The organism is Arcicella lustrica (assembly GCF_034930985.1).
GTDB lineage: Bacteria > Bacteroidota > Bacteroidia > Cytophagales > Spirosomataceae > Arcicella > Arcicella lustrica.
On record NZ_JAYGIM010000015.1, the window covers coordinates 104,718 to 129,465 of the forward strand.

Genomic DNA, 24,748 nt, shown 5'->3' on the forward strand with positions numbered 1-24,748 from the left:
TGATTTAGTGATTAATCTTCTCTAATTAGAAATGAGTAAGGGTGTAATTTAATAATCTCAATACACTAAATCACTCATTCACAATTAAATATACACCTCCGCACCGTTTTCAACGAATACTTTAGCTCTTTCTGCCATGCCTTTTGCCAAAGCTTCTTGTTCCTCTACACCCATATTATCAGCATAATCACGTACTTCTTGCGTGATTTTCATTGAGCAGAAATTTGGACCACACATCGAACAGAAGTGAGCAATTTTTGCACCTTCAGCAGGTAAAGTTTCGTCGTGATATTCACGAGCAGTATCTGGATCAAGTGCTAAATTGAATTGATCTTCCCAACGGAATTCAAAACGAGCTTTACTTAAAGCATTATCACGAATTTGCGCACCATAATGTCCTTTGGCAAGGTCGGCAGCATGTGCCGCAATTTTATAAGTGATTACTCCTACTTTTACATCTTCTTTGTTTGGCAAACCTAAATGTTCTTTTGGTGTAACATAACAAAGCATCGCACAACCAAACCAGCCAATCATGGCTGCACCGATTCCTGAAGTAATATGGTCATAAGCTGGAGCAATATCTGTCGTCAATGGTCCAAGTGTGTAAAAAGGGGCTTCGTGACATTCTTTCAATTGCTTGTCCATATTTTCTTTAATCAAGTGCATCGGCACGTGACCCGGTCCTTCGATGATGGTTTGTACATCGTGTTTCCAAGCGATTTTCGTCAATTCACCCAAAGTTTCTAATTCAGCAAATTGAGCGGCATCATTGGCATCGGCAATACTTCCAGGACGAAGTCCATCTCCCAAAGAAAAAGCGACATCATAAGCTTTCATGATTTCGCAGATTTCTTCAAAATGTGTATAAAGGAAATTCTCTTTATGATGAGCCAAACACCATTTTGCCATGATACTGCCTCCACGAGAAACAATACCTGTTACTCTTTTTGCTGTCATCGGCACGTATCTTAACAATACACCTGCATGAATCGTAAAGTAATCAACACCTTGCTCTGCCTGTTCAATTAACGTATCTCTGAAAATCTCCCAAGTTAAATCTTCTGCTTTTCCTCCTACTTTTTCCAAAGCTTGATAAATCGGTACTGTGCCAATTGGTACTGGAGAATTGCGGATAATCCACTCACGAGTTTCGTGAATATTTTTACCTGTTGATAAATCCATGATGGTATCAGCGCCCCAACGACAAGCCCAAACGGTTTTTTCTACTTCTTCTTCGATGTTCGACGAAACCGCAGAATTACCAATATTGGCATTTACTTTCACCAAAAAGTTACGCCCAATAATCATTGGTTCACTTTCTGGGTGATTAATATTATTAGGAATAACAGCTCTACCCATTGCCACTTCCGAACGTACAAACTCTGGCGTTATTAAACCCTTTGGTGTATTTGCTCCGAAACTATGTCCTTCGTGTTGGTGTCCGATACTTTTCAAAGCATCAATTTTCTGGTTTTCACGAATGGCAATGTACTCCATTTCTGGCGTAATAATTCCTTTTTTGGCATAATGCAATTGCGAAACATTTTGCCCTGCTTTCGCTCTTAATGGCTTCTTCAAATGTTCAAAACGAAGTGAATCCAAAGCTGGATTTGCCAAACGTTCACGACCATAATTTGAAGAAATACCTTCTAATTCTTCTACGTCACCACGATTTACAATCCATGATTGGCGTAATCTTGGCAAACCTTTTCTTACATCAATATCAATATTGGGGTCAGTAAATGGTCCACTGGTATCATACACCGTAACAGGTGCGTTTTTGGACATTACTTTGCCATTTACTAAAGTATCCGACAAAGAGATTTCACGCATTGCTACTTGAATATCATGTATTTCTCCCTGAACATATACTTTTTTTGATGCAGGAAATGGCGCTCTACTGATGGTTTCAGTCTGAGGAGTTTTTTCTGTTTTCTTCATGTTTTTCATTAGTTTTTGGAGGATTCAATAACAATCTTTAACCGCCTTGCGTAGCACGAATGAGCATTAATCGGTCATTACTTTCAAGCTTGATAGCAGACCATTCTGCACGAGGAATTACTTCTTCGTTGATAGCCAAAGCCAATCCATGGAGTTCGTTAATACCTTGTTGATTCAGCACTTCGATTAAAGTAGGATTTTCTGAAAACTCAAATGTTTCGTCGTTAACAAAGACTGTCATTTCATGAATTTATTTAAATAAAAACAAATGAACTTTAACGGAAACCAAGAAGAAATTGTGAGCGTGTACGAGCAAGCTTTGGGAAAACTTTTGTGATATATTAGTTGTACACCTAATTATCCACAAAATGTGTCATCCACCAAAAAACAAGAATGAAAAATCAATCTATCATTTTAAAGCTAACCAAGAAAAGCAGTGAAATTTTAGAAACGATGATGAAATACTTGCATCGAATTTGAATTGAAAAATCTGCCTTACTTTTTCCTACGCAGCAATTACGCCGTTCAGGTTTTGAGGGTATAATCTCAGCCCGTTATATTTAAGGCACCCCTAAAGTTTGAAACAAATGTAAAGTATAAAAATTGAATTCAAGGCAAATATTTTTGTTTTTTTTCACTCATGTCTTTTCAAAAATATTTTTGGGCTTAAAAACAAAAAGCCATTACTTATGATACAAATTCTACCAAAAGATTAAACCAATGTAAAATTGGCTATAAAAAACTAAGGGAAAACCCTTGATTTTAGTATATCTTATAGACTATTTGTTGCAATATTGACAATAAATTGCAATTTTACTGTATAAATTCTCCACTACACCTATGATACTTTAACTACATAATTATTTGTATTATTTTAACCCTTATTATCTAAGATGACAAAAATTTATCGAGAAATTACGCCACTTACTTCAAATGATTGCTTCATGGTTTTTGCCAGAACTAAGAGTAAATTCGATTTCCCTTTGCATTATCATGAAGAATTTGAGTTGAATTTTATCGAAAATGCAGAAGGTGTGAAAAGAGTAATCGGCGACCACACCGAAGTGATTTCAACTCAAGAATTGATTTTGATAGGTTCCAATGTACCACATGGTTGGTTTTCACAAGAATCTGAAATGGAGAATATTCATGAAATTACGATACAATTTCACAAAGATTTATTTGATGAAAAATTCTTAAAAAGAAATCAAATGAGCTTTATCCGCTCGATGCTAGAACGTTCGGCTAGAGGAATTTCCTTTTCACAAGAAACCATTCAGGCAATTAAACCTCGCTTAATCGGACTCACACAAACCAATGGTTTCTGTTCGGTAATGGAATTGATGTCTATTTTACATGATTTGTCGGTTTCGAGAAATATGAAAACCTTAACGACAGTGACTTTTGCAAATGAAACCGCTACTTATGATAGCCGAAGAATTGAAAAGGCTTTTGTATATATGAGAAACAATTATGATAAGGATATTTCGCTTGAGGACATTTCCAAAATCGTAAATATGACTGTTGTAAGTTTTAGCAGGTTTATTAAAAAAAGAACTGGAAAAACATTTATTGACAGCTTAAATGATATTCGCCTTGGTCATGCTTCTCGTTTGTTAATTGATACTCGTCTATCCATTGCTGAGATTTCATCTAAATGTGGTTACAATAATCTTTCATACTTCAATAGAATTTTCAAGAAAAAACATGGTTGCACGCCGAAAGAATTCAGAGAAAATCACTCTGGTACAAGAACTTTCGTATAAAATAGTTTTAGTTGTAAAACCAAAGCTAATTGAGAATCGTTAAATCAGTGCATTCAACATTATCAACAAAACATCTTCTAATGAGAACAATTAAAAAAATTCACCAAGCAGAATACAGACCTATTGCCGATTTAATTACTTATTCTCCTTTGCCTACTCGTACTTTATCACAAGTAGATCCTTTCATTTTCTTAAATCATCATGGTTTCCAACATTATCCTGCCAATAATAGAGGCTTACCTTTCGGACCGCATCCGCATAGAGGAATGGAAACGGTTACTTTTATCATTGAAGGCGATATTATGCACAAGGATTCTAGCGGACATGAGAGTATTATTTACGGTGGTGGCGTGCAATGGATGACAGCAGGTAGCGGATTAATTCATGCAGAAGTTTCTTCTGAACAATTCAAAAAAGAAGGAGGTGATTTAGAAATACTTCAACTTTGGCTAAACTTGCCTGCCAGATTGAAAATGACGAAACCTTTTTATTTAGGTTTACAAAAAGATGAAATTCCGACGATTAGTCTAGCAAATGATTCAATCCAAGTCAATTTAATTTCAGGAAAATGGGGAGAAACAGTAGGTGCATTTAAATCAAAAACAGACGTCTTTTTAAGTACAATTGCATTTAAAGCCAATGCCGAATTGAACGTTGATGTAGCCAAAGAAAGCAACATTTTCTTTTACGTCATCAGAGGTTCAATGACAGTAAACGGAAAAACTGTTGAAGCCAGACAATTAGTAGAATTCCAAAATGATGATGAAAGTATCAACATCAAAACTGAAAGTGATTCTTTAATAATTTTTGGTCATGCTGTACCATTTAATGAGCCAATGGTAGCACAAGGACCTTTTGTGATGAATACACAAGAAGAAATTTATCAGGCTTATACAGACTATCAACAAGGAAAGTTTGGTACTTGGCAATAGTTTTCTCAGAATAAAAATACTTTTATTAAACAATTATTTCTTAAAATTATATAAATTTACTTGAGTAGTATTGTTAGATTCTTTCAAAACTTTATAAAAGCACAACTATATTAACCTTGAAAAAAGCATTACCAAACTTAATCAAAGCCCTAGAGAAACATCAATCCGCTGGAAAGTCTTTAAAAGCTATTGTTGGCTTTGATGCTTATATTGATACTGTTCAAAAAATCATCAAGACGAAAGAACAAAATCAAACAGTTTATTTTGAAACAATTAGTGAAGTAGCCACACAACTAAGTACGCTTTCTGGCAAAAACACTAAAGTACAACTTCGTCCTTTAGAAGTAAGAATGAGTGGCAATGCTCCTATTCTTGCCAATTCTTTAGGTGCTTTATCTATCAAAAACGTCTGTATTGCCACAATGGGCTATCCAGTCGTCAATAGTGTTTTTGAAGAAATTCACCGCAATTGTGAATTGATTTCTATCGCCTCTCCCGCTAAAATAAACATCCTTGAATTCAATGATGGTAAATTAATCTTTACCGAAGAGAGTACTTTTGAACAACTCACATGGTCGTATGTAGCAGCACTGACAGGTTTAGATAATCTTAGTCGTTGGGTTTATGAAAGTTCTTTATTAGCCTTTGTCAATTGGGCGAACATCAAACATGGCACTGATATTTGGAAAGGTATTCTGGAAAATATTGTTGTAAACCTTGCACCCATTGAAGCAAATGCTTCCACTAAATACTTTTCAAGAAATAAATTCCAACAGCCCGACGATGATGTTTTTGGAATGCGTCATAAAAACTTCTTTTTCGACCTCGCCAAAATTAGCAAAAGAACTAAAGAGGAAATCATTGAAGTGCTTGAACTTATCAGTAAATATGCTCAATATGGAAGAGTAAGTTTAAGCATGAATGAAGATGAAGCAAGATATATTTTTGAACTGACAAACGACCACGAAGAGCCAGATTTGACCTTGGTGACACAAAACTTATTATCAAAATATCATATCAAACAGATTTTTGTACATACTAATCAAGATGCTTTTCTTGTTCAAAAAAATCATATTTATGAAGTAAAAGGGAATCGTACTATTCATAAAAGAATATCTACTGGCGAAAGAGATAATTTTAATGCTGGAGTCTGTTTTGGTTTGATGCTTGATTTACTTCCTGAACAGACACTTGCTTTGGGTATGGCAAATTATGAAGCTTATGCAAGTAATGGTGCAAGTTTGGAATTAGACGAATTGATAAACTATTTAAAAGGCTTAGTTAAGGAGTTTCATCATGAAGTAGTTTCGGAATAATTTACGGATTGAACCAAATACAAAAAGCGGTCGAAAAACTAATTTCGACCGCTTTTTTATTAGCTATCGCTCATTTTCTATTTTGAATAGCTTTGATTAAATAAGATAATTTTTCAAAATCTAATTTTCCATTACTCCTTACACCACTACAAATGTCTAATCCATAAGGATTTACGGCTTCAATTGCTTCATGAATATTGTCTGGATTGAGTCCACCTGCCAAGAAAACTGGAATAGAAACACTTTCAACGATTTTTCTACTAATTTCCCAATCGTGTTTTCTACCTGTTCCCCCTAATTCTTTAATGGCTAAATTCGGGTTTCCAGAATCTAATAAAATCATATCGGCAAAATTTTCGTATTTTTTTGCTTCAGGGATTGACTCTTCACCCGTCACATGTATTACTTGAATCAGTTTAACATTGGGTAAATGCGCTCTTAGAATAGGATAATCCTCAATCGCAACTGCATCTACTAATTGAATACAATTTGTTCCTGTAAAACGCTGATGTTCAATAATATCATGAGGATTTGTTTTAGGTGTAAGTAAAAAACTATCAATGTGTTTAGGAATAATAGTTACTATATCTTGAATTAAAAAATCATCAATTGTACCGGGGCCACTTGGCATTTTGGCTACTAATCCTAATACATCAGCGCCTGAAGATATGGCTATTTGGGCTTCTTCTTGGGAAGAAATACAGCAGATTTTAATTTTCATTGTTCAAAAACTACTTTGTTTTCCATTTCTTCATTCATAAAAAGTAATTTTACCTCTTTGTCATAAATGGCATTAAAGGCAAAATGCTTTTTCTGTAAAATATAATCGTATATAAAGAAGTCTGTTTTGGGTGTTGGAAAATTTTCGATATGCTCGAAATTATGCCATTCTAAAATGCCTTCGTTACAAATTGGTGGCTCAAATACTTCAATTTCAGCTTCGTAAATAAAACTCATCCAATTATATTTTACTGGTGACGTTTCAACCAAGGTACCACAAAATCGCATAGTGGGTACTTTTATTCCTGCTTCTTCCCAAACTTCACGAATAGCTGCGTCATAAGGATTCTCGAAAGCATCTACTTTTCCACCTACTGGAACATAAGTATCTTTATTAGGTTCATTAAAACGTTTGAGTAACAAGAAATTTGAACCATTTCTAAGTACACATATTACTGCTACTCTTTTTAAACCTTCCATCTATTGATTTGAAATTTTTGTTGTTAAAAAACTTCCTAATAAACCTAATAAAATCAGGGAAGAGAGGGCTATTTTTAATGAAAAGAATTCAGAAAGATAGCCTATCATTACTGGACCAATCAAAAAGCCTGCTATTCCCAAGGTTGAAATAGCTGCTAAAGCTACACCAGCCGCCATTGTTTTTGAATGTCCTGCTTCGCTATAAATAAGTGGGACGATGGTTGAAAGTCCCAAGCCTGTAATTCCAAAACCTATCACAACTGCTACAGGTAAACTGATTAAAATGGCAATGCTCATTCCTACAAAAACCAGTAAACAATTGATTAAAAGTGTTTTTCTTAATCCAAAATGCTGTAAAATTCTATCGCCAAAAATTCTACCTACTACCATCAAAACAGAAAATGCTGTGAATCCTGCTGTGGCAAAACCATTAGGATTATTCATGACTTGCTTGTAATAAAGTACGCTCCAATCTGCCATTGCACCTTCGCAAAGCATTCCACAGAAACAAATAACGCCAAGAATTATCAAGGATTTATCTGGAATCGCAAAAAGAGGCTGGTTCTCATCCGACTTATGGTCATGTTGCAATAAGTATGAAAAAGAAACAATACCAATCAGTAAATCGAGACTACCAATCGCAACTAAATGATGAAAAGTAGAAATGCCTTGTTTGGCAATAAGACCACCCAATGCTGCTCCAAGCATAAACCCAATACTAAATACTGCGTGAAAGGAAGACATGATAGAACGCTTTTGGATTTTTTCTACACCAACAGCTTGGACGTTCATCGCTATATTCAGTAAATCACTTCCGAAGCCAAAAATGAATAAGGAAATGGCTAAAGTAACTGGACTAGCCGAGAGCCCTAATAAAGGCAAGGCAATGAAATACACTAAAACGGCAAGAAAAGTTATTCTTTTACTGCCAAATTTGTGAATAATTACTCCAGCAATAGGAAGAGCCGTTAAGCTGCCAATTGGCATGGCAAATAAAACAGTTCCCAAGGCAGCGTCACTTAATTGAAGTAATTCTTTCATATCTGGAATTCTTGATGCCCATGAGGCAAAGCTAATTCCACACAAAAAGAATAAAGCATTGGTAGCAATGCGTGCATTTTTACCAATATTTGTTTGAATAATAGTAGTTTCCAAAATAGTTTACGATTGTTGAAATCGAATTTTTAATGAACTTACTGAGCAAAAAACAGATTAGCTTTCTTATAATAATATAGCTTCAATCTCTTTCCAAGAATGTACTCTTGTAAATTCTTTAACGTGTTGATTATGAGTTGCATTGAATAATAAACCTTTTCCTTCAAAGTTGATAAGGTTTTTTTCGTGGTCATCAATGATATAATCTGCTTTAATCATCCATTTATGTCCACAAAAAACAGTGTGCGACCAGCCAATGTAAGGAAAGTATTTATCAAGCCATTCTAATTTTTCATCCATTGACAAAGGAAATTCGGTCGCTGCTGAAACAATAAAAATTTCATGCTTTGCATGAAGTTTTTGAACTACTTCTTGTGCATCTTGAATTAAAGGAATATCAGCAAAAAAACCTTTTTCCCAAAGCATTCCTCTGACGGTTGAATACTTTTCATAATATTCTTTGTAAATTTCTGGACTAGTATTTAGTTGCTCACGAGTGAAATTGGTACCAAGTCTTTTATTGGTTTCATTTAATATTTTCAAACTTGTGTCTGCCAAGACATCATCCATATCGATTAAGATTCTCATAAATAATAATACTGTTTTAGTTTATACTGTAATTTCAATGCTGTTATTTTCTGGGTCTAATACTACACTTTCATAATAGCCATCACCAGTTGTTCTTGGTTTCCCAATAACTGTAAAGCCTTCTTTGGCTAACGTTTCTGTTAATTGGTTTACTTTTTCAATACTTCCAACTGATATTGCAAAGTGTATTAGTCCTTTTGTTTTAAGTAATATATCTTTGGGAATATCTACAACCGTTGGCGAATACATAATTTCTAAACGTGCACCTTTTGCAAAGCTTAGAAAATAAGATTCAAAATTTGTTTTCGGATTGACATATTTTTGGTTAGCTGTTGCTCCAAAGAAGCGACAATAAAAGGACTTCATTTTTTCTAAATCAATAGTCCAAATAGCAATATGTTCAATACTCATCTTGCGGTTTTTTTAATGTTTTGACAAATTTACCGCAATAAACCGCACATATCAAAATATAATTTATTAAATTTGTGTAATATTCCGAAATAAACCGAATTAAACCGCAAATATGCTCAGGGAAGAAAGATTACAAATCATCTTGAAAATGTTGGAAACCAACCAAAGAGTTTCCTCTGTTCAATTAGCAGAAATACTGAATGTTTCTGATGACACCATTCGTCGGGATTTGAATGAATTAGCCGAAGATGGTTTGCTAAAAAAAGTACATGGCGGAGCAGTTCCCAAAGCTGCTAGTCCTTATAAGCTTAAAGAAAGGATTCATATTGCTCATGAAGAAAAATTAATCCTAGCAAAAAAAGCTCAAAGCTTTTTTGAAGATGGACAAGTTATCATTCTTGATAATGGCTCTACAAACATGGAAGTAGCCAAAATGATGTCGCCCAATTTAAAAGCTACAGTGTTTACCACAAGTATTGCCATTGCTCAAATCTTGTGTGAACATCCTAATATTGAATTGTTCATGTTGGGAGGAAGAGTATTTAAGGATGCACAAAATACTTATGGAACAGAAGTAATTGAATTGTTGACAAAGATTAGAGCCGATGTGTTATTGATTGGTGTCTGCGGAATTCATCCTGAAATTGGGGTGACCATTCCAGATTGGGGTGAATGCGTTGTGAAGAAAAAAATGGTAGAAGTTTCAGCAAAAGTAATCGCTTTGATTACTGCTGAAAAACTGAATACTGCTGATAGTTTTGTAGTATGTCCTTATAATGATATTGATGTAATGATTACTGATGATGTGATTACAGAAGAGCAATTGGTTGACTATAAAAGATTCGGAACCGAAATTCAATAAGATTTATTAATTTGTTTTCAAGAAAAATCCCTCAAGCTGTTACAGTTTGAGGGATTTTCAATTATGGTCTTTCCATTTTCATCTTTTCATCTTTGCCGTCCTTTTTGTTTAATCTATTAAAAAGCATAGCATTGAAAAGCTGTTCAGTTTTATATAATTCTGAAACCTGACGAACATTGATAACTTTCAGAAATTTTGACATGTACTCTTTTTCTAAGTCAACATCTTTTTGTTTCAGGTTTAAAATTTCTTTTAAATCAGATAATATTTTATCCTCAGAGCTAGTGGTATTTCTACTTTCTGCGGTAATTTGTCTGATACTTTTTCTGATTTCCCAGCGTTTGCTATCAAACTCGTTATATACTGGCCAGAAACCTTTTGCCTGTTCTTCAGTTAAATTCAAGCGATTGGTGATTAAACCTACTTTAGCTGCTTTTATTTTTTCTTTGCCTTTGTGGTGTTCATCTTGAGCTTTTACATTCAATGAGAAAACAAAGCAAATAAAGCTAATAATAATGGCTGACTTTTTCATATTCGTTTAATTAAGTCGTTATAAAAACGATATTTCTATTTAGTTAATACTTTGGTAAAAGAATTTCACTTTTTGATTTAAATACTCTCTTCTAAATTCTCTATATCAATACTCTGTAAAATATCCTGTTGGTTAATTTTTAAATTATCTAGCAATTCAGAATCACTTACGGATTCTTCTAAGTCAACCTTTGTACTTTGAACATTTTCAAATTGCTCTGCAAGGTCAATTTGATTAATGTTTTCTTGAAGTAAGTAATTGATGATTTCTTGGTTTTGTACTTCCGAAAGAGCTTCATTACCCAAAGCGTCTTGTTTGGGCATCCAAGTAAAATATCCCAAAATGGCAATAGCTGCACAAGCTGCTATACTTGCCCAAGTTCTTTTCATTGACCATGAAACCAATGGAATTACTTTAGTTTTAGCCGATGTTTTTGACTGTATGAGCATCGGGAGTTCTTCAAAATAATTTTCAGGTACTTTGAAAATGTTCTCTCTGGTTAGCTTTTCTAAATCGAATTTATTGTTTTCCATTTTGATATAATTTTCAATGCTTTGACTGTCTTGGCTTATGATGGTTTAATATAAAAATATATATTTTGATATTTTTATCGTTTTTTAGGATGTCGTATTTTTTAGAAACTCTTCTACTTTTTTTACAGCTAAATGATACGAGGCTTTTAATGCGCCTACAGAAGTTCCTGTAATTTCAGCAATGTCTTCATATTTCAATTCATCATAGTATTTCATATTGAAAACCAAGCGTTGCTTATCTGGTAGCGTCAGGAGTGCCTTTTGTAATTTTAGTTGGATTTCATCTCCAGAAACCATATTCGTGTCCTCAAGTTTATTTGAAAGTTCTTCTGTAATATCATTAATCGGTAAGAAAAAACGTCTTTTTTTCTTGGCTAAATGATTCAGACATTCGTTAGTAGCAATTCTGTAAAGCCAAGTAAATAATTGAGAATCGCCTTTGAAATTTTCTAGTCCTTTCCAGACTTTAATAAAAGTATCTTGAGTAAGGTCGTTGGCATCTTCATGGTCAATCACCATTTTTCGGATATGCCAATATACTTTCTGCTGATATTGGCGTACCAGTAGATTGAAAGCATAATTACGGCTTTCGGGGTTAGCAAATTTTTCTAATAATTCTTTATCTGTCATTTTTAGGCATTTGGCTTAGAATGCTAAATGCAAAATAGGCACAAGTCTTAAAATAAAAAAGGCAAAAGATGAAAAGAATAAAAATTAGAGGATTTAATTCCACTAATTACTTATTCTGTTCGCCTTTTGCCTAAGATTCTATGTATTTCTAAAACCTACGCTTGTTTACGAGCGATAGCTTTTAATGCTTTTTCTACGATTGAAGCTGCATTCAAACCATATTTCTCCATCAATTGTGCTGGAGTTCCTGATTCACCAAATGAATCTTCTACTCCTACAAATTCTAATGGAGCAAGATGTTTTTTGATTAATACTTGTGCTATCGAATCGCCTAAACCACCTGCAATTTGGTGTTCTTCAGCAGAAACTGCACAACCTGTCTTGCGAACTGAAGCTAAGACAGCTTCTTCGTCCAAAGGTTTAATCGTGTGAATATTGATAATTTCAGCATCGATTCCTTTCTCTGCTAAAATTTCGCCTGCTAAAATTGCTTCCCAAACCAAATGTCCTGTTGCAAAAATACTTACGTCTTTTCCTTCGTTCACTGTCCAAGCTTTACCGATGATAAATTCTTGGTCTGGAGCGGTGAAAATTGGTACAACCGGACGACCAAAACGTAAATAAACTGGTCCTTCGTGTTCAGCCACAGCGATAGTTGCCGCTTTTGTTTGGTTATAGTCACAAGGGTTGATGACCGTCATGCCCGGAAGCATTTTCATCATTCCTAAATCTTCCAGAATTTGGTGTGTAGCACCATCTTCGCCCAATGTCAAACCTGCGTGTGAACAAGCAATTTTAACATTTTTGTTAGAATAAGCTACCGATTGACGGATTTGGTCATACACACGACCAGTACCGAAGTTAGCAAAAGTAGTAGCAAATGGGATTTTTCCACCAATTGTTAAACCCGCAGCGATACAAATCATGTTTGCCTCAGCAATACCCGTTTGGAAAAAACGCTCTGGATTTTCTTTGATAAAAGCATCCAATTTCAATGAACCAATTAAGTCAGCACAAAGGGCTACAACATTTGGGTTGGTTTGTCCCAACACCTGCATCCCAGCACCAAAGCCAGAACGAGTATCTTTTTTTTCTGTGAAAGTATATTTTTTCATTTTTCTATTTTTACTCGACTGGATTTGTCGAGGCGCATTGCGTTAATTTAGTTAAAAAATAATTAGCACTTGGGCAATTAGGATGATTTGCTGCATTTTGAATTGAAAAGCCTGAATTAATCATTTTCAAAGCCATTGGGACTTTTTTAGGAAGTCCTCTACCTCTAAATTGAATTAACAACGCTCTTAACGTATCAAAAGGAACATTTTCTTTTTCAGGATAATCAAAAGTAAAAGATTCATTAAACAAATTAGAGAGTAAAATACTGTCAGCTAAAAACCAAGCTTCAATTTGTTTAATCGCAACAATAATAATCTGATTTTCTCTTTCTGTAATTCGTTCTTTTGTTTTGGTAATACATTGGTCATCATCCAAATCTGTCAGAATCAGAATTGTTTCAGCTCCCTTTTTGATTAAGTTATTTTGATGGATAAGAATATTATGAGGTAGTAGATTTTTATTACCGCCCGCATTAATAATCCCTACAGAAACTAAGTTTAATTCATCAAGAATCGCTCTGAATTTGTCAGAATATAGAATAAGAGCTTCGGTTTCGCCTTCCACAATAAATCCAATCTTTACCACGGCAACCCACCTCCAAGGGTATTAGTTAACCATGCTTCATCCATACTTAATCCATGAAAATCTTCACCTTTGAACTGTTTGATTTTTGTTTCCCCCTTGACTTTATCAACAGTTATAATTTCATCAGGAGTTAATTCAGATACTAATGTTTGAGAATGAGTATTGAGCCATATATAATGCCCTTTTTCTTCACAAGCATTTCTGAAAAAGCCCACCAATTCTTTTATAACTCTCGGATTTAAACCATTTTCAGGTTCTTCAATACATAAAAACTGAGGTTCATCAGATTGAAATACCGCTGTTAAAAGAGCTAGAATATTATATGTACCGTCTGAGATTAAATCTTTGGTAAAATACTTAGCTGAATATTTTTCCTTTACAATTAGTGTATCAGTTCTACTCAATTCAGAAGATTCGATAAATACATCATCAAACTCAGGAATAAATAATCGTAACCAATCAAGAATTTCTTCTTTTTTACTTTCGTCTTTCAAAATTCTTTTTAGAACTTTTTCCAGATTATCAGTAACAAAAGTTAATTGCTTATCATCTTGAAAGTTTAATTTGTTTCCTTTAGAACTATTGATGAATAATCTAGAGAAATTAGAGATAAATTGAGGATAGTCAGGACTTTTCTTAAATGCTTCAAAATTTGAAGCAAATTGATTTTGTAATACCTGATTACCGATGTCAGTTGGAAAGACAATTGCATAACTATCAATGATATTATCGTTAGCAAATTCAACAGACACATTAGCACTTTGTTCAAAATTGTTAAAGTGCAACATGTTTTTCTTTCCTCCAAAGAGGCTATTCAAATCAATGAAATAACCTTTATAGCCTAGATTCCAAAACTCCAAAGCCTCAAAAATATTACTTTTCCCAGACCCATTTGGCCCAACAAAGACCGTGAATGGATTTGGTTCAATGATTTCTAAATCTGCAATAGATTTAAAATTTTTGATATGTAATTTTTTGATTTTCAATGTCATAAGAATTTAATCTCAATTGCTTTTTTATTCACTAACTCTATAAATCACTCATTCACTAAATGATTAATAATCTCCCAAAGTTTCAGGTAACTGTGCTAATGCTGCTGCTAATTGCTCATCGTTTGGAGCAACCCCATGCCATTTGTGTGAACCCATCATGAAATCAACACCAGCACCCATTTCGGTGGTCATCAAAATCATGGTTGGTTGTCCGTTTCCAGAGAAAGCACGAGCTTCAGCTAATACTTTCACTACATCAGCCATATCGTTACCATTCATTTTCATTACATTCCAACCGAAAGCAGCATATTTAGCTCCTAAATCACGGTTGTTCATTACTTTATCTGTTGGTCCATCAATTTGTTGACCATTGTAATCAATTACAGCTACTAAATTATCTACTTTATGGTGAGGAGCATACATAGCTGCTTCCCAAACTTGTCCTTCGTTTTGCTCGCCGTCACCCATTAGTACGAATACTAATGAATTGTCTTTGTTCAATTTTTTCGCTTGAGCGGCACCAATGGCTACCGACATTCCTTGTCCTAATGAACCAGAAGCAATACGAATTCCTTCAAGGTGTTCGTGAGTAGTTGGATGACCTTGAAGACGTGAATTTAATTTACGGAAAGTTGCTAATTCAGCCGCTGGAAAGTAGCCAGCACGAGCTAATACTGAATAGAAAACTGGAGAAATATGTCCATTTGATAAAAAGAAAAGGTCTTCACCAATACCATTCATATCGAAAACTTTATTTCCAGCTTCATCTGATTTTAAAGTCATTTGGTCGAAGTAAAGACCTACCAATAAATCAGTACAGCCTAATGAACCGCCTGGGTGGCCAGACTGACAAGCGTGTACTTGGCGTACGATGTCACGACGTACTTGCGAAGCAACTTTTTGTAATTCAGTAATTTCCATTTGTTCTTGATTAATTTTTGTAAGATTTTGTTATTTTGATAGTTAACTATTCTAAAGTATTTGAGAGGTATGCTCTTTCGTTTTTACTTTTTCAATAATATCTGTAATTATTCCATTTTCATCAATGATAAAAGTTGTTCTGGCTGTACCCATGTAGGTTCTGCCATACATAGATTTTTCAACCCAAACGCCATAAGCTTCTACTAGCTGATGGTTTTCATCTGAGAGTAAAGTAAATTTCAAATCATATTTTTTGATGAATTTCTGATGTGCTTTTGGTCCATCAACACTTACACCAATAATTTCAAAACCTTTGGCTTGTAAAGCAGGTAAATTTTCATTCAGATTACAAGCTTGAGCGGTACAACCAGGAGTATCGTCTTTTGGATAAAAGTATAAAATCACTTTTTTACCTTTAAAGTCTGAAAGTTTAACCAAATTTCCATCTTGGTCTTTTTGTTCAAAATCCGGCGCTTTTTCTCCTATTGCTAATTTCATTTATGTATATTTTTATAAAGACAATTTTGAAAGATTTGACTATACTCTTTACTATTTTTTATTTTTCTTTTTCTTTTTACTCTTCTTTTTTGATTTTACTTCTTTCTTCGCTTTAGTTTTAGCTTTTTTAGTCTTTTCTTTTTTGATAGCTACAGTCTTTGTTTGATTATCAACGTCGGTTTCATAAGAACTTTTATTACCTTGATTATCTTCCAAATCTAAACGAAGTTTACCTACAAAACTTTGAGTAGAATCTGATTTAACTGTCCATAATAAAGCTCTTTTTGCATCATAATCAGCTAAAATATAAGTATTATTAAGATATGTTTTAAAGCTTTTGATTCCCGAAAGATTATCTGAAATTCTAATCGCTACATGATTCGGGCTTTTCGTGACAAAACTTGCTTTGGGCGGAATTGTATCTGTTAAAAGCGTAAACTGACCCAATAATCCGGCTTTAAAGACAATTCTATCTGTATTCCATTTTCCCCCTAAAAATCTTCTTTGATTTCTGGAAGTATAATATACTGATGTTTTTTGCGGTAAGTTTACTTTGGTTTCTGGTTGAAAACTAACACTAATCGGATTTCGGATTGGTATAGTTGTTTGTCCAATTTCTACTTGATTTGGCACCGCTTTAGTTTCTAAATAAAGCGTATCATACAATGTTTTCGCTTCAAAAATGATTGAAAGTTTATCTGAAACAAAACTACTTGACTGATTGGGAAGAATAGTTTTTTGTAAGTTTAGAGACTTTTCTACACTATCAATCTGTATAGATTTGGGTAAACCCTTTTTTAAGTCCCAAAGATACACAGCTTCATTGTTTTTTACGTAATTTATGGGCAATTCAGTCGATGATTTCTCGAAATTTAAAATGGCTATCGAATTGATTGTCTTTAAGTTGCGTGCTTTTATCACTAAAGTATTGTCATCAATATTGTAGTTAATCAACAAAGGTGATTTACTTGGACTAGCCGTTACTGAATTTTCAGGTTTTTCACCTTTAATTGTAAAGTTTAAAGTACTTCCATTTTCGTAAGCATCCCAAATTTTGATAGTTATTTGATGAGTTTTTCCATCTTGAAAACTCAGTTTTCCTTTTTGTAAAATGGTTTTATAAACTGGCAATTCATCATTTCCATCATCTTGAAAAAGCTTTTGAATTCTTTGTCCTACTGTTTTTTCGTAAGCATAATCGGTATGCACATTAATATCATGCGAAACAGCATTTGGAAATTGTTCTAAATGAAAATAATGTACTTCTTTACCATCAACGAATAATTCCGTACAACTTAATCCGTTTGAATTATGGGTGTCGTTCATTTTATCAACCGCTAGCAATTCTAACCCAATTTCACCAATTGCTGAAATTTCTGCATTGATGCCATAAGTACCATCGGTTTTTTTGATGGGATGAAATGATTTTCTTCCAAATTCTCCATTTACTCTTGCATCTGTACTAAGTGTTTTGATAAATAATTGTTGGAAAATAGGAGCCACATTGTCTTTGATTTCGGTAAAACCAAAATTCAGAGGATTCAAAATATTATTATTAATATCTCTGATTTCAAAATGCAAATGTGGACCAGCAGAGCCGCCAGTATTGCCTGAATAACCAATAATTTGTCCCTTTTTTATAACAAACTCATTTACCGCAGGTTTTAATTGAATTTCAAAAGTCTGATTTTCTAATCTTTTTTTCTTGACATAAGTAGCCAAAGGCTCTGCAAATTCTCTTAAATGTCCATAAACTGAAACGTAGCCATTTGGATGCGTCAAAAAAACTACATTTCCATAACCAGAAGTTTGTACTCTAATTTCAGAAACATAAGCATCAGCCGAGGCTTGTACAGCTAAACCTTCTCTTCCTTGGGTTTTAATATCAATACCAGCATGGAAATGATCTGCACGCAAATCACCCATTCCACCAGCCAAATAGTTTTGTTGTTTGGGATTAATTGGAAAGAGAAAGTAATCTTTCGGATAAAGAAGTCTTGTTTTTTGTGCTAAATTCTGAAATGAAAGAAGACTACAAAAAAGAAAGAATTTTAATTTCATAGATTGTTGTAACTGGATTTTATGGAAGAAGAATGTCCATAAAATCCACGTCACGATTTACTTTATGTCAAATGAAAGCATTTCTTTGCCTTCAACAAATGCACTTAATTTATCACCAATTTTTACTTTACCAACGCCAGCAGGAGTTCCTGTAAAAATTAAATCGCCAGTTTTTAACGTGAAGTATTTTGATATTTCAGCAATAATTTCATCAAAATTCCAAAGCATCATTGAAGTATTTCCTGTTTGACGAGTCTCTCCATTGATTTCTAAGTGGAAATTCAGGTTCTTTAAATCAGCAAAATCAGATTTAGCAATGAAGCCAGAAATAGGTGCCGAGCCATTAAAAGCTTTGGCTTTTTCCCAAGGCAATCCCTTTTCTTTGAGTTTAGATTGAACATCTCTAGCCGTAAAATCAATGCCAATCCCGATTTCTTCGTAATATTTATGTGCAAATTTAGCTTCAATATTCTTGCCCATCTTGTTGATTTTCAATACGATTTCTACTTCATGGTGAATGTCGTTTGAAAAATCAGGATGATAAAACGCCTCATTGTCTTTGAGTATCGCCGTATCAGGTTTCATAAAGATGACTGGTTCAGACGGACGCTCATTATTTAATTCGGCAATATGTTCAGCGTAATTTCTACCGATGCACAAAATTTTCATATTTCTTAGTTTTATGAATTATTTCACAAAAATACCCCTAAAATGTAGAAATTTAGAACCTTTTTTAGATTTTTACATCTAAATTCTAAATTGCTATATTATTACTAAGGTGTTGGTATGATTATTTAATATTAATTTTACCATTAAAATTTAATGTGTCTTAATCCTTTTAAGAAAAATGAAAAAAATCGTTTTTTATGGAGCAGTTCTCCTAACGTCAATTTGGGCTTGTACAAAAGTGCCTATTTCAGGTCGTAGTCAGTTATTATTAGTTTCTGATGATGAGATGAATGCCATGTCGTTCACTAGCTATAAGCAATTTCTAGATACGAATAAAGTTGTAGCGGCTAGTTCTCAACAAGCTGCAATGGTAAAAAGAGTTGGTGATAAAATTGCTAAAGCAGCACAAACATATTTTGAGCAAAATAACGCTCCTGATTATTTGAAAGCTTATCAATGGCAAACAGAATTAGTACAAAACAGTCAAGTGAATGCTTGGTGTATGCCGGGTGGTAAAATGGTTGTTTATACGGGTATTTTGCCAATTACTCAGAACGAAACGGGTTTAGCTGTAGTAATGGGTCATGAAGTATCACATGCAATTGCAAAACATGGTAGCGAAAGAATGAGCCAAGGAATGATTGCTCAAGGCTTATTGACGGCCGGACAAGTTGGTTTAGGAATAGCGATGCAAAGTAAGCCAAGTGCTACCCAAAATTTATGGAATTCTGTGTTCAGCGTTGCGGCTCCTGCGGGTGCTCAATTAGGTATGCTTGCTTTCGGACGTAACCAAGAATCGGAAGCAGATCATCTAGGATTGATTTTTATGGCGATGGCTGGCTACAATCCTGAAGAAGCTGTTGCTTTCTGGGGAAGAATGGCTGCACAATCTGCTGGTTCGTCGAAACCACCATTGTTTTTATCAACTCACCCATCTGATGAACAAAGAATTGCAGATATTAAAAGACTTTTACCAGAAGCGACTCAATATTATAAAACATCAAAAACTACTTCAACAGGCGTAAAGAAAAACTAAACAATATAATCGTTTGAAGTTTTCTATTCCAATAAAAAAGGCGAAGAATATTAAATTCTTCGCCTTTTTTATTGTTAAGTATTGATTACATTGCTGCTAATACTTCTTCAACTTTAGTTGCTGCATCTTTCAATAAAACAGCTGAGAATACTTTCAAGCCTGATTCATCAATGATTTTAGCTCCTTCAGCAGCATTTGTTCCTTGTAAACGAACGATAATTGGTACAGGAATATCACCGATAGCTTTGTAAGCTTCAACAACACCAGTAGCAACACGGTCGCAACGAACAATACCACCAAAGATATTAATTAAGATTGCTTTAACGTTTGGATCTTTCAAGATGATACGGAAACCAGCTTCAACCGTTTTAGCATTAGCTCCTCCCCCTACATCTAGGAAGTTGGCAGGCTCACCACCAGACAATTTGATGATGTCCATCGTAGCCATTGCTAAACCAGCACCATTCACCATACATCCAACGTTACCATCTAATTTTACGTAGTTCAAATCGTTTTTAGATGCTTCAACTTCTAATGGATCTTCTTCAGTAACATCACGTAATGGAATAAAATCTGAATGACGGTACAATGCGTTATCATCTAAGTTAACTTTAGCATCTACTGCCAAGATTTTGTTGTCTGAAGTTTTCAACACAGGGTTGATTTCAAACATCGAAGAATCTGTTTCAACATAAGCCTTATAAAGAGAATTGATGAATTTCACCATTTCTTTGAAAGCATCGCCTGATAAACCTAAAGCGAAAGCAATTTTACGAGCTTGAAATGCTTGTAAACCTACTCTTGGATCAATCCATTCTTTAATGATTTTTTCAGGAGTATGTTCTGCTACTTCTTCAATGTCCATACCACCTTCTGTTGATGCCATGATAACATTACAAGCACGACCTCTATCTAACAAAATAGAAATGTAATACTCTTTTGGCTCAGATGGACCTGGATAATAAACGTCTTCTGCAATCAAGACCTTATTAACTTTTTTACCTTCTGGACCTGTTTGGTGAGTAATCAATTGCATTCCCAAAATCTGTTCTGATTTTTGGCGAACTTCATCTAAATTTTTAGCAAGTTTTACTCCACCACCTTTTCCACGCCCACCGGCATGAATTTGGGCTTTAATTACGTGCCACTGTGTACCAGTTTTTGCCGACAACTCTCTAGCAGCTTCTACTGCCAATGCTGGTGTATCGACTACGATGCCCTCTTGAATGCGGACACCATAACTTTTCAAAATGTCTTTACCTTGATACTCGTGAATGTTCATTTGATACAGTTTTTTATGTCGAAATTAATTCGTTTGCTAAATTACTGACAAACTATTTAATTAATCGCTTTTATTTGGTAAATATTTATAGTTTATCAACTTTTTTGACCGACTAACAAAGTAATTATTCAAGGCAAATATAGTAATTCCACATTTTTTATCGTTGTTTTGTTCTAGTGAATATTTATTGAAAAAGGAAAAATGTTAGTAGTCAAAAATATTACAAAGACCTATGGAAACTTAAATGTTTTGAAAGGTATTGATTTACAGATTCATCAAGGAGAGGTAGCCTCTATCGTTGGGGCTTCGGGTGCCGGGAAAAGTACTCTTTTACACATTGCAGGAACGCTTGATAAACCTGATACTGGACAAGTATTTATTGCAGGACAAGAAATAACCAATCTAAAGGATACTTCTTTAGCTAAATTTAGAAATGAAAAATTAGGCTTTATTTTTCAATTTCATAACCTTTTGGGAGAATTTACAGCTTTAGAAAATGTTTGTATGCCTGCTTATATTGGCGGTAAAAATAAAAAAATAGAAGAAAGAGCAGAAGAACTTTTAGTATTACTCGGATTAAAAGACAGAATTCATAACTTACCTTCACAAATGTCGGGTGGCGAGCAGCAAAGAACTGCTGTGGCTCGTGCTTTGATTAATTCTCCATCAATCATTTTTGCAGATGAACCTTCTGGGAATTTAGATTCAAAGAATGCACAAGAATTGCATGAACTCTTTTTTAATTTAAGAGATCAGTTTAATCAAACATTTGTAATCGTTACTCATAATGAAGATTTAGCCAATATGGCTGACAGAAAGCTAGTCATGCAAGACGGATTATTATTGAGTTAATGATATTTATAGAAATAGAAAAGCCTGTATTGAGTATTCTCATTACAGGCTTTTTTATAATCCTTAAAAATAAATTATTAATCGTCCCTAATTATGAATTCCTAATAAATTGAACTATTAGTAATTACTTCATCTGTATGAAATTCATATTTGAAAATAGGATCAATCGCTGAACATGCCTCAATTTCCATTACTTCATTAATCAACCCTGTTTTCATATCAAAAACCCAACCGTGAATATGTGGCAGTTGGAAGTTTTTCCAAGAACGTTGAATGATTGTTGTTTTAGCAAGGTTCTTTACTTGTTCTTCTACATTCAATTCTACCAAACGCTTAAATCTGGCATCCTCATCAGCAATACTTTTCAGTTCATCATCATGCTTTGCATAAACTTCTTTAATATTTCTTAGCCATTTATTGATGAGTCCTAAATCGCTAGAGCCCATAGCTGCCTTTACACCGCCACAACCGTAATGTCCGCAAACAATAACATGTTTTACATGGAGTACTTCTACCGCATATTGAAGTACTGAAAGTAGATTAATATCCGTATGAACCACTAAATTTGCCACATTTCTATGTACAAATACTTCGCCAGGTTGTGCATGAGTAATTTCTTCAGCGGGTACTCTACTATCTGCACAACCAATCCATAAAAATTTTGGCTGTTGGTCTTTAGAAAGGATATTGAAATAATCTTCATCTAATTCTAAACGCTCCTTTGCCCATGCTTTATTAGCTAATAATAATTGTTTATAATCTTTCATCTCTTAATAAATTGTTAATGTGACGATTCTGTTTCTGCTTGATAATGATTAATATCTCCTTGAATTTTGCGGTTTACTTTCTTGAATATCATTTCAATACCTTTACTTTTTGAACTTCTTTTAAAAGTATAAAGTAGGGTAAAAATATCATGATCGATAAAATTGGCTCTTGTTCCATCGACTAATACTTCGTCGCCTTCCTTCAAACTCATTAAAATATTTTTAATTCTTGGTTTATTCAAAAAGGAAACATCTTTATTAAACTTGATTAATACATTGTTCCCTTCACGAATCACCGAAATTACTGAACGGAAATTGGTAAATACAACAAATAAAAGCCCTATAAATGTTCCAATAAATATACCAAAAAGTAAATCTTTGAAAATAATAATAGCGATAGTGGCTGCAAAAGGGATATATTGGTCGTATCCTTCTTTATAAACTTTTTTAAATACAACTGGATTAGCCAATTTATAACCTACCATTAACAAAATTGCCGCCAAAGCAGATAAAGGAATTCTATTCATCAACATCGGGATAAAAACTACCGAAGCCAATAATAATATTCCATGAACCATTGACGACATTCTTGTTTTTGCTCCAGCATAAACGTTTGCTGAAGTTCTAACAACTACTGAAGTAACTGGAAGACCACCTAATAAACCTGCAATTGTATTTCCTACTCCTTGCGCAACAAGTTCTTTATCTGAAGAAGAAATACGTTTTTGCGGGTCAATACTATCACCAGCTTCCAAGCTTAAAAGAGACTCTAAACTAGCCACAATTGCCAATGTTATTGCAATTGTGTAAATATGGGGATTACTTAAAAATGAGAAATCAGGAAAAATTAGTACGTTTTTAAATTCTTGGAAATTATTAAAAATAGGCATTGCCACCATGTGAATTGGCGAATTTCCTAAAAAGTACTCTGGTTTCGCAATGGCATATATTTCATTGATTGAAACGCCTAAAAGCACCGCCGCTAAAGCAGAAGGGAATACTTTAAAAAAGTTAATGTTTTTCTTTGCGGCATAATCCCAAAAAATCAAAAGTGCTAAACACGAAAACGAAATAATGACAGCACCATAATTAAAATCTATGAAAGAACGTATTAATTCTGTAATGGTATTTTGGTGATCGGCAACTTGTTCAAATTCAAATTCTCCTTCATAGTCTTGGTCATCTCCTAAAGCATGAGGAATCTGTTTAAGAATAATTACCAAACCTATAGCAACCAACATTCCCTTAATAACGCTTTCTGGGAAGTATGAACTAAATTTCCCAGCTTTCAAATAACCTAAAGCAATTTGCAGTAAACCAGCCAAAATAACCGCTACAAGAAAACCTGGATAAGAGCCTAAATCTTTAATAGCAGTAGCTACAATTACAGTTAAGCCAGCCGCAGGTCCACTTACCGAAATTTCTGACCCTGATAAAATTGATACTACAATTCCAGCTACAATTCCTGAAAGTAACCCTGCAAAAAGTGGTGCCCCTGAAGCAAGAGCAATTCCTAAACAAAGAGGCAACGCTACTAAAAAAACGGAAATTCCTGATTTCCAGTCAGTTTCTAGTAATGACTTTTGATAATATTTAATTTTCGACATAATATATTTAACGTAGTAGCTTTGAATCAAATTTGAAAAGGGAGTATTCCTTAATATTTAGCATAAGATTGAATATATCAAACATTATTTGATAGACACAACATTACTAACGCTTAAAATGATTTAAACACGAGGAGGCTGAATAATTACATCAAAATGTCCACGAAGTATTCTGGAAGAATATGAAGAAAATAATGTGAGGGCTGAATGATAAATGCTTTCGCTTAAGGTAATGTCTTTATCAAAAACTGAATAATTATGTAAAATACAAACTACTTTGTAAGCATCAATATCTTCAGATTCTGGAATATCATCGGTAGCGTTTGAATCTGATTTTTTTTCTGTTTCAGCCTTGTTTTGGATATTTACAATTTTTTCTTTTGGTAAAAAAAAGCTTAAATAATGAATACCTCCTACGCTCAAGGCGATAAAATGCAAGGTCGAAACCAAGCAAAAAATCTGAAAGGCTGTATGTAATTTACTTCTGGTACTCATA

General features: G+C 34.0%; 27 protein-coding genes and 1 riboswitch. Of the genes, 6 read left to right on the forward strand and 21 right to left on the reverse strand.

Annotation, left to right across the window (positions count from 1 at the left end; translation table 11 throughout):
* Positions 1-84: 84 nt before the first annotated feature.
* Together thiC and thiS are read right to left on the reverse strand one after the other, a co-directional pair.
* Entirely contained in the window at positions 85-1,941 is a 1,857-nt protein-coding gene (gene thiC / locus VB798_RS19040) for a phosphomethylpyrimidine synthase ThiC (RefSeq protein ID WP_323261255.1), read from the reverse strand.
* 37 nt (positions 1,942-1,978) lie between these two features.
* Positions 1,979-2,182, reverse strand: coding sequence for a sulfur carrier protein ThiS (gene thiS / locus VB798_RS19045; RefSeq protein WP_323261257.1), 204 nt, complete (start codon positions 2,180-2,182; stop codon positions 1,979-1,981).
* 244 nt (positions 2,183-2,426) lie between these two features.
* Positions 2,427-2,524, reverse strand: a riboswitch (TPP riboswitch).
* A gap of 310 nt (positions 2,525-2,834) precedes the next feature.
* On the opposite strand from thiS, the gene VB798_RS19050 reads away from it, so the two are divergent.
* The 3 genes from VB798_RS19050 to VB798_RS19060 all read left to right on the forward strand — a co-directional run bounded on the left by VB798_RS19050 (position 2,835) and on the right by VB798_RS19060 (position 5,955).
* Positions 2,835-3,707, forward strand: coding sequence for an AraC family transcriptional regulator (locus tag VB798_RS19050; protein ID WP_323261259.1), 873 nt, complete (start codon positions 2,835-2,837; stop codon positions 3,705-3,707).
* An 80-nt stretch (positions 3,708-3,787) separates the two neighbouring features.
* Complete coding sequence (locus VB798_RS19055) at positions 3,788-4,639, forward strand: pirin family protein (protein WP_323261261.1); 852 nt, start codon at positions 3,788-3,790, stop codon at positions 4,637-4,639.
* Between the two features lie 116 nt (positions 4,640-4,755).
* On the forward strand, positions 4,756-5,955 hold the full coding sequence (locus VB798_RS19060; protein WP_323261263.1) for a hypothetical protein: 1,200 nt from the start codon (positions 4,756-4,758) through the stop codon (positions 5,953-5,955).
* Positions 5,956-6,025: 70 nt separating this feature from the next.
* Here VB798_RS19060 and VB798_RS19065 read toward each other — a convergent pair whose 3' ends face one another.
* The 5 genes from VB798_RS19065 to VB798_RS19085 all read right to left on the reverse strand — a co-directional run bounded on the left by VB798_RS19065 (position 6,026) and on the right by VB798_RS19085 (position 9,309).
* Entirely contained in the window at positions 6,026-6,676 is a 651-nt protein-coding gene (locus VB798_RS19065) for a phosphoribosylanthranilate isomerase (protein WP_323261265.1), read from the reverse strand.
* On the reverse strand, positions 6,673-7,155 hold the full coding sequence (locus VB798_RS19070; RefSeq protein WP_323261267.1) for an NUDIX domain-containing protein: 483 nt from the start codon (positions 7,153-7,155) through the stop codon (positions 6,673-6,675). Before VB798_RS19070 ends, VB798_RS19065 begins: the two co-directional genes overlap by 4 nt.
* Positions 7,156-8,310, reverse strand: a complete 1,155-nt coding sequence (locus tag VB798_RS19075) for an MFS transporter (RefSeq protein ID WP_323261269.1) — start codon at positions 8,308-8,310, stop codon at positions 7,156-7,158.
* Positions 8,311-8,376: 66 nt separating this feature from the next.
* Positions 8,377-8,898 (reverse strand): 5' nucleotidase, NT5C type, encoded by a 522-nt coding sequence (locus VB798_RS19080; protein WP_323261271.1) that lies wholly within the window; start codon positions 8,896-8,898, stop codon positions 8,377-8,379.
* 21 nt (positions 8,899-8,919) lie between these two features.
* Entirely contained in the window at positions 8,920-9,309 is a 390-nt protein-coding gene (locus VB798_RS19085; protein ID WP_323261273.1) for a VOC family protein, read from the reverse strand.
* A gap of 112 nt (positions 9,310-9,421) precedes the next feature.
* Between VB798_RS19085 and VB798_RS19090 the strand changes: the two genes are divergently transcribed.
* Positions 9,422-10,171: a DeoR/GlpR family DNA-binding transcription regulator gene (locus tag VB798_RS19090; RefSeq protein ID WP_323261275.1), complete on the forward strand. Its 750-nt coding sequence runs from the start codon at positions 9,422-9,424 to the stop codon at positions 10,169-10,171.
* A gap of 61 nt (positions 10,172-10,232) precedes the next feature.
* On the opposite strand, the gene VB798_RS19095 is transcribed toward VB798_RS19090, so the two are convergent.
* From VB798_RS19095 to VB798_RS19140, 10 genes are all read right to left on the reverse strand, one after another.
* Positions 10,233-10,703 (reverse strand): hypothetical protein, encoded by a 471-nt coding sequence (locus VB798_RS19095; RefSeq protein ID WP_323261277.1) that lies wholly within the window; start codon positions 10,701-10,703, stop codon positions 10,233-10,235.
* Positions 10,704-10,780: 77 nt separating this feature from the next.
* A complete protein-coding gene (locus tag VB798_RS19100) occupies positions 10,781-11,236 on the reverse strand; it encodes a hypothetical protein (RefSeq protein ID WP_323261278.1) in 456 nt (151 codons plus the stop codon).
* Positions 11,237-11,320: 84 nt separating this feature from the next.
* The gene (locus tag VB798_RS19105; RefSeq protein WP_323261280.1) at positions 11,321-11,866 is read right to left on the reverse strand and encodes an RNA polymerase sigma factor; all 546 of its coding nucleotides are present in this window, start codon (positions 11,864-11,866) and stop codon (positions 11,321-11,323) included.
* A 155-nt stretch (positions 11,867-12,021) separates the two neighbouring features.
* A complete protein-coding gene (locus VB798_RS19110; protein WP_323259810.1) occupies positions 12,022-12,981 on the reverse strand; it encodes a transketolase family protein in 960 nt (319 codons plus the stop codon).
* A 10-nt stretch (positions 12,982-12,991) separates the two neighbouring features.
* The gene (locus VB798_RS19115; RefSeq protein WP_323261282.1) at positions 12,992-13,567 is read right to left on the reverse strand and encodes a hypothetical protein; all 576 of its coding nucleotides are present in this window, start codon (positions 13,565-13,567) and stop codon (positions 12,992-12,994) included.
* Positions 13,561-14,553 (reverse strand): AAA family ATPase, encoded by a 993-nt coding sequence (locus VB798_RS19120; protein ID WP_323261284.1) that lies wholly within the window; start codon positions 14,551-14,553, stop codon positions 13,561-13,563. Before VB798_RS19120 ends, VB798_RS19115 begins: the two co-directional genes overlap by 7 nt.
* Before the next feature lie 69 nt (positions 14,554-14,622).
* On the reverse strand, positions 14,623-15,480 hold the full coding sequence (locus tag VB798_RS19125) for a transketolase (RefSeq protein ID WP_323261286.1): 858 nt from the start codon (positions 15,478-15,480) through the stop codon (positions 14,623-14,625).
* Positions 15,481-15,531: 51 nt separating this feature from the next.
* The gene (bcp, locus tag VB798_RS19130) at positions 15,532-15,978 is read right to left on the reverse strand and encodes a thioredoxin-dependent thiol peroxidase (protein WP_323261288.1); all 447 of its coding nucleotides are present in this window, start codon (positions 15,976-15,978) and stop codon (positions 15,532-15,534) included.
* Between the two features lie 51 nt (positions 15,979-16,029).
* A complete protein-coding gene (locus VB798_RS19135; protein WP_323261290.1) occupies positions 16,030-18,039 on the reverse strand; it encodes a M23 family metallopeptidase in 2,010 nt (669 codons plus the stop codon).
* 57 nt (positions 18,040-18,096) lie between these two features.
* Positions 18,097-18,708 (reverse strand): fumarylacetoacetate hydrolase family protein, encoded by a 612-nt coding sequence (locus tag VB798_RS19140; RefSeq protein ID WP_323261292.1) that lies wholly within the window; start codon positions 18,706-18,708, stop codon positions 18,097-18,099.
* A gap of 178 nt (positions 18,709-18,886) precedes the next feature.
* Here VB798_RS19140 and VB798_RS19145 point away from each other — a divergent pair, with 178 nt between their 5' ends.
* Positions 18,887-19,744 carry a M48 family metallopeptidase gene (locus VB798_RS19145; RefSeq protein WP_323261293.1) on the forward strand — a complete coding sequence of 286 codons (858 nt, stop codon included), beginning with the start codon at positions 18,887-18,889 and terminating at the stop codon, positions 19,742-19,744.
* A gap of 85 nt (positions 19,745-19,829) precedes the next feature.
* Here VB798_RS19145 and sucC read toward each other — a convergent pair whose 3' ends face one another.
* Complete coding sequence (sucC, locus tag VB798_RS19150; RefSeq protein WP_323261295.1) at positions 19,830-21,026, reverse strand: ADP-forming succinate--CoA ligase subunit beta; 1,197 nt, start codon at positions 21,024-21,026, stop codon at positions 19,830-19,832.
* A 201-nt stretch (positions 21,027-21,227) separates the two neighbouring features.
* Here sucC and VB798_RS19155 point away from each other — a divergent pair, with 201 nt between their 5' ends.
* Positions 21,228-21,878 carry an ABC transporter ATP-binding protein gene (locus VB798_RS19155; protein ID WP_323261297.1) on the forward strand — a complete coding sequence of 217 codons (651 nt, stop codon included), beginning with the start codon at positions 21,228-21,230 and terminating at the stop codon, positions 21,876-21,878.
* A 101-nt stretch (positions 21,879-21,979) separates the two neighbouring features.
* Here the strand turns inward: VB798_RS19155 and can are convergent, their stop codons facing one another.
* The 3 genes from can to VB798_RS19170 all read right to left on the reverse strand — a co-directional run bounded on the left by can (position 21,980) and on the right by VB798_RS19170 (position 24,747).
* Positions 21,980-22,645: a carbonate dehydratase gene (gene can / locus VB798_RS19160; RefSeq protein ID WP_323261299.1), complete on the reverse strand. Its 666-nt coding sequence runs from the start codon at positions 22,643-22,645 to the stop codon at positions 21,980-21,982.
* A gap of 14 nt (positions 22,646-22,659) precedes the next feature.
* Positions 22,660-24,252: a SulP family inorganic anion transporter gene (locus VB798_RS19165; protein WP_323261301.1), complete on the reverse strand. Its 1,593-nt coding sequence runs from the start codon at positions 24,250-24,252 to the stop codon at positions 22,660-22,662.
* A gap of 123 nt (positions 24,253-24,375) precedes the next feature.
* Positions 24,376-24,747, reverse strand: a complete 372-nt coding sequence (locus VB798_RS19170; RefSeq protein WP_323261303.1) for a hypothetical protein — start codon at positions 24,745-24,747, stop codon at positions 24,376-24,378.
* Between the last annotated feature and the right edge of the window lies 1 nt (position 24,748).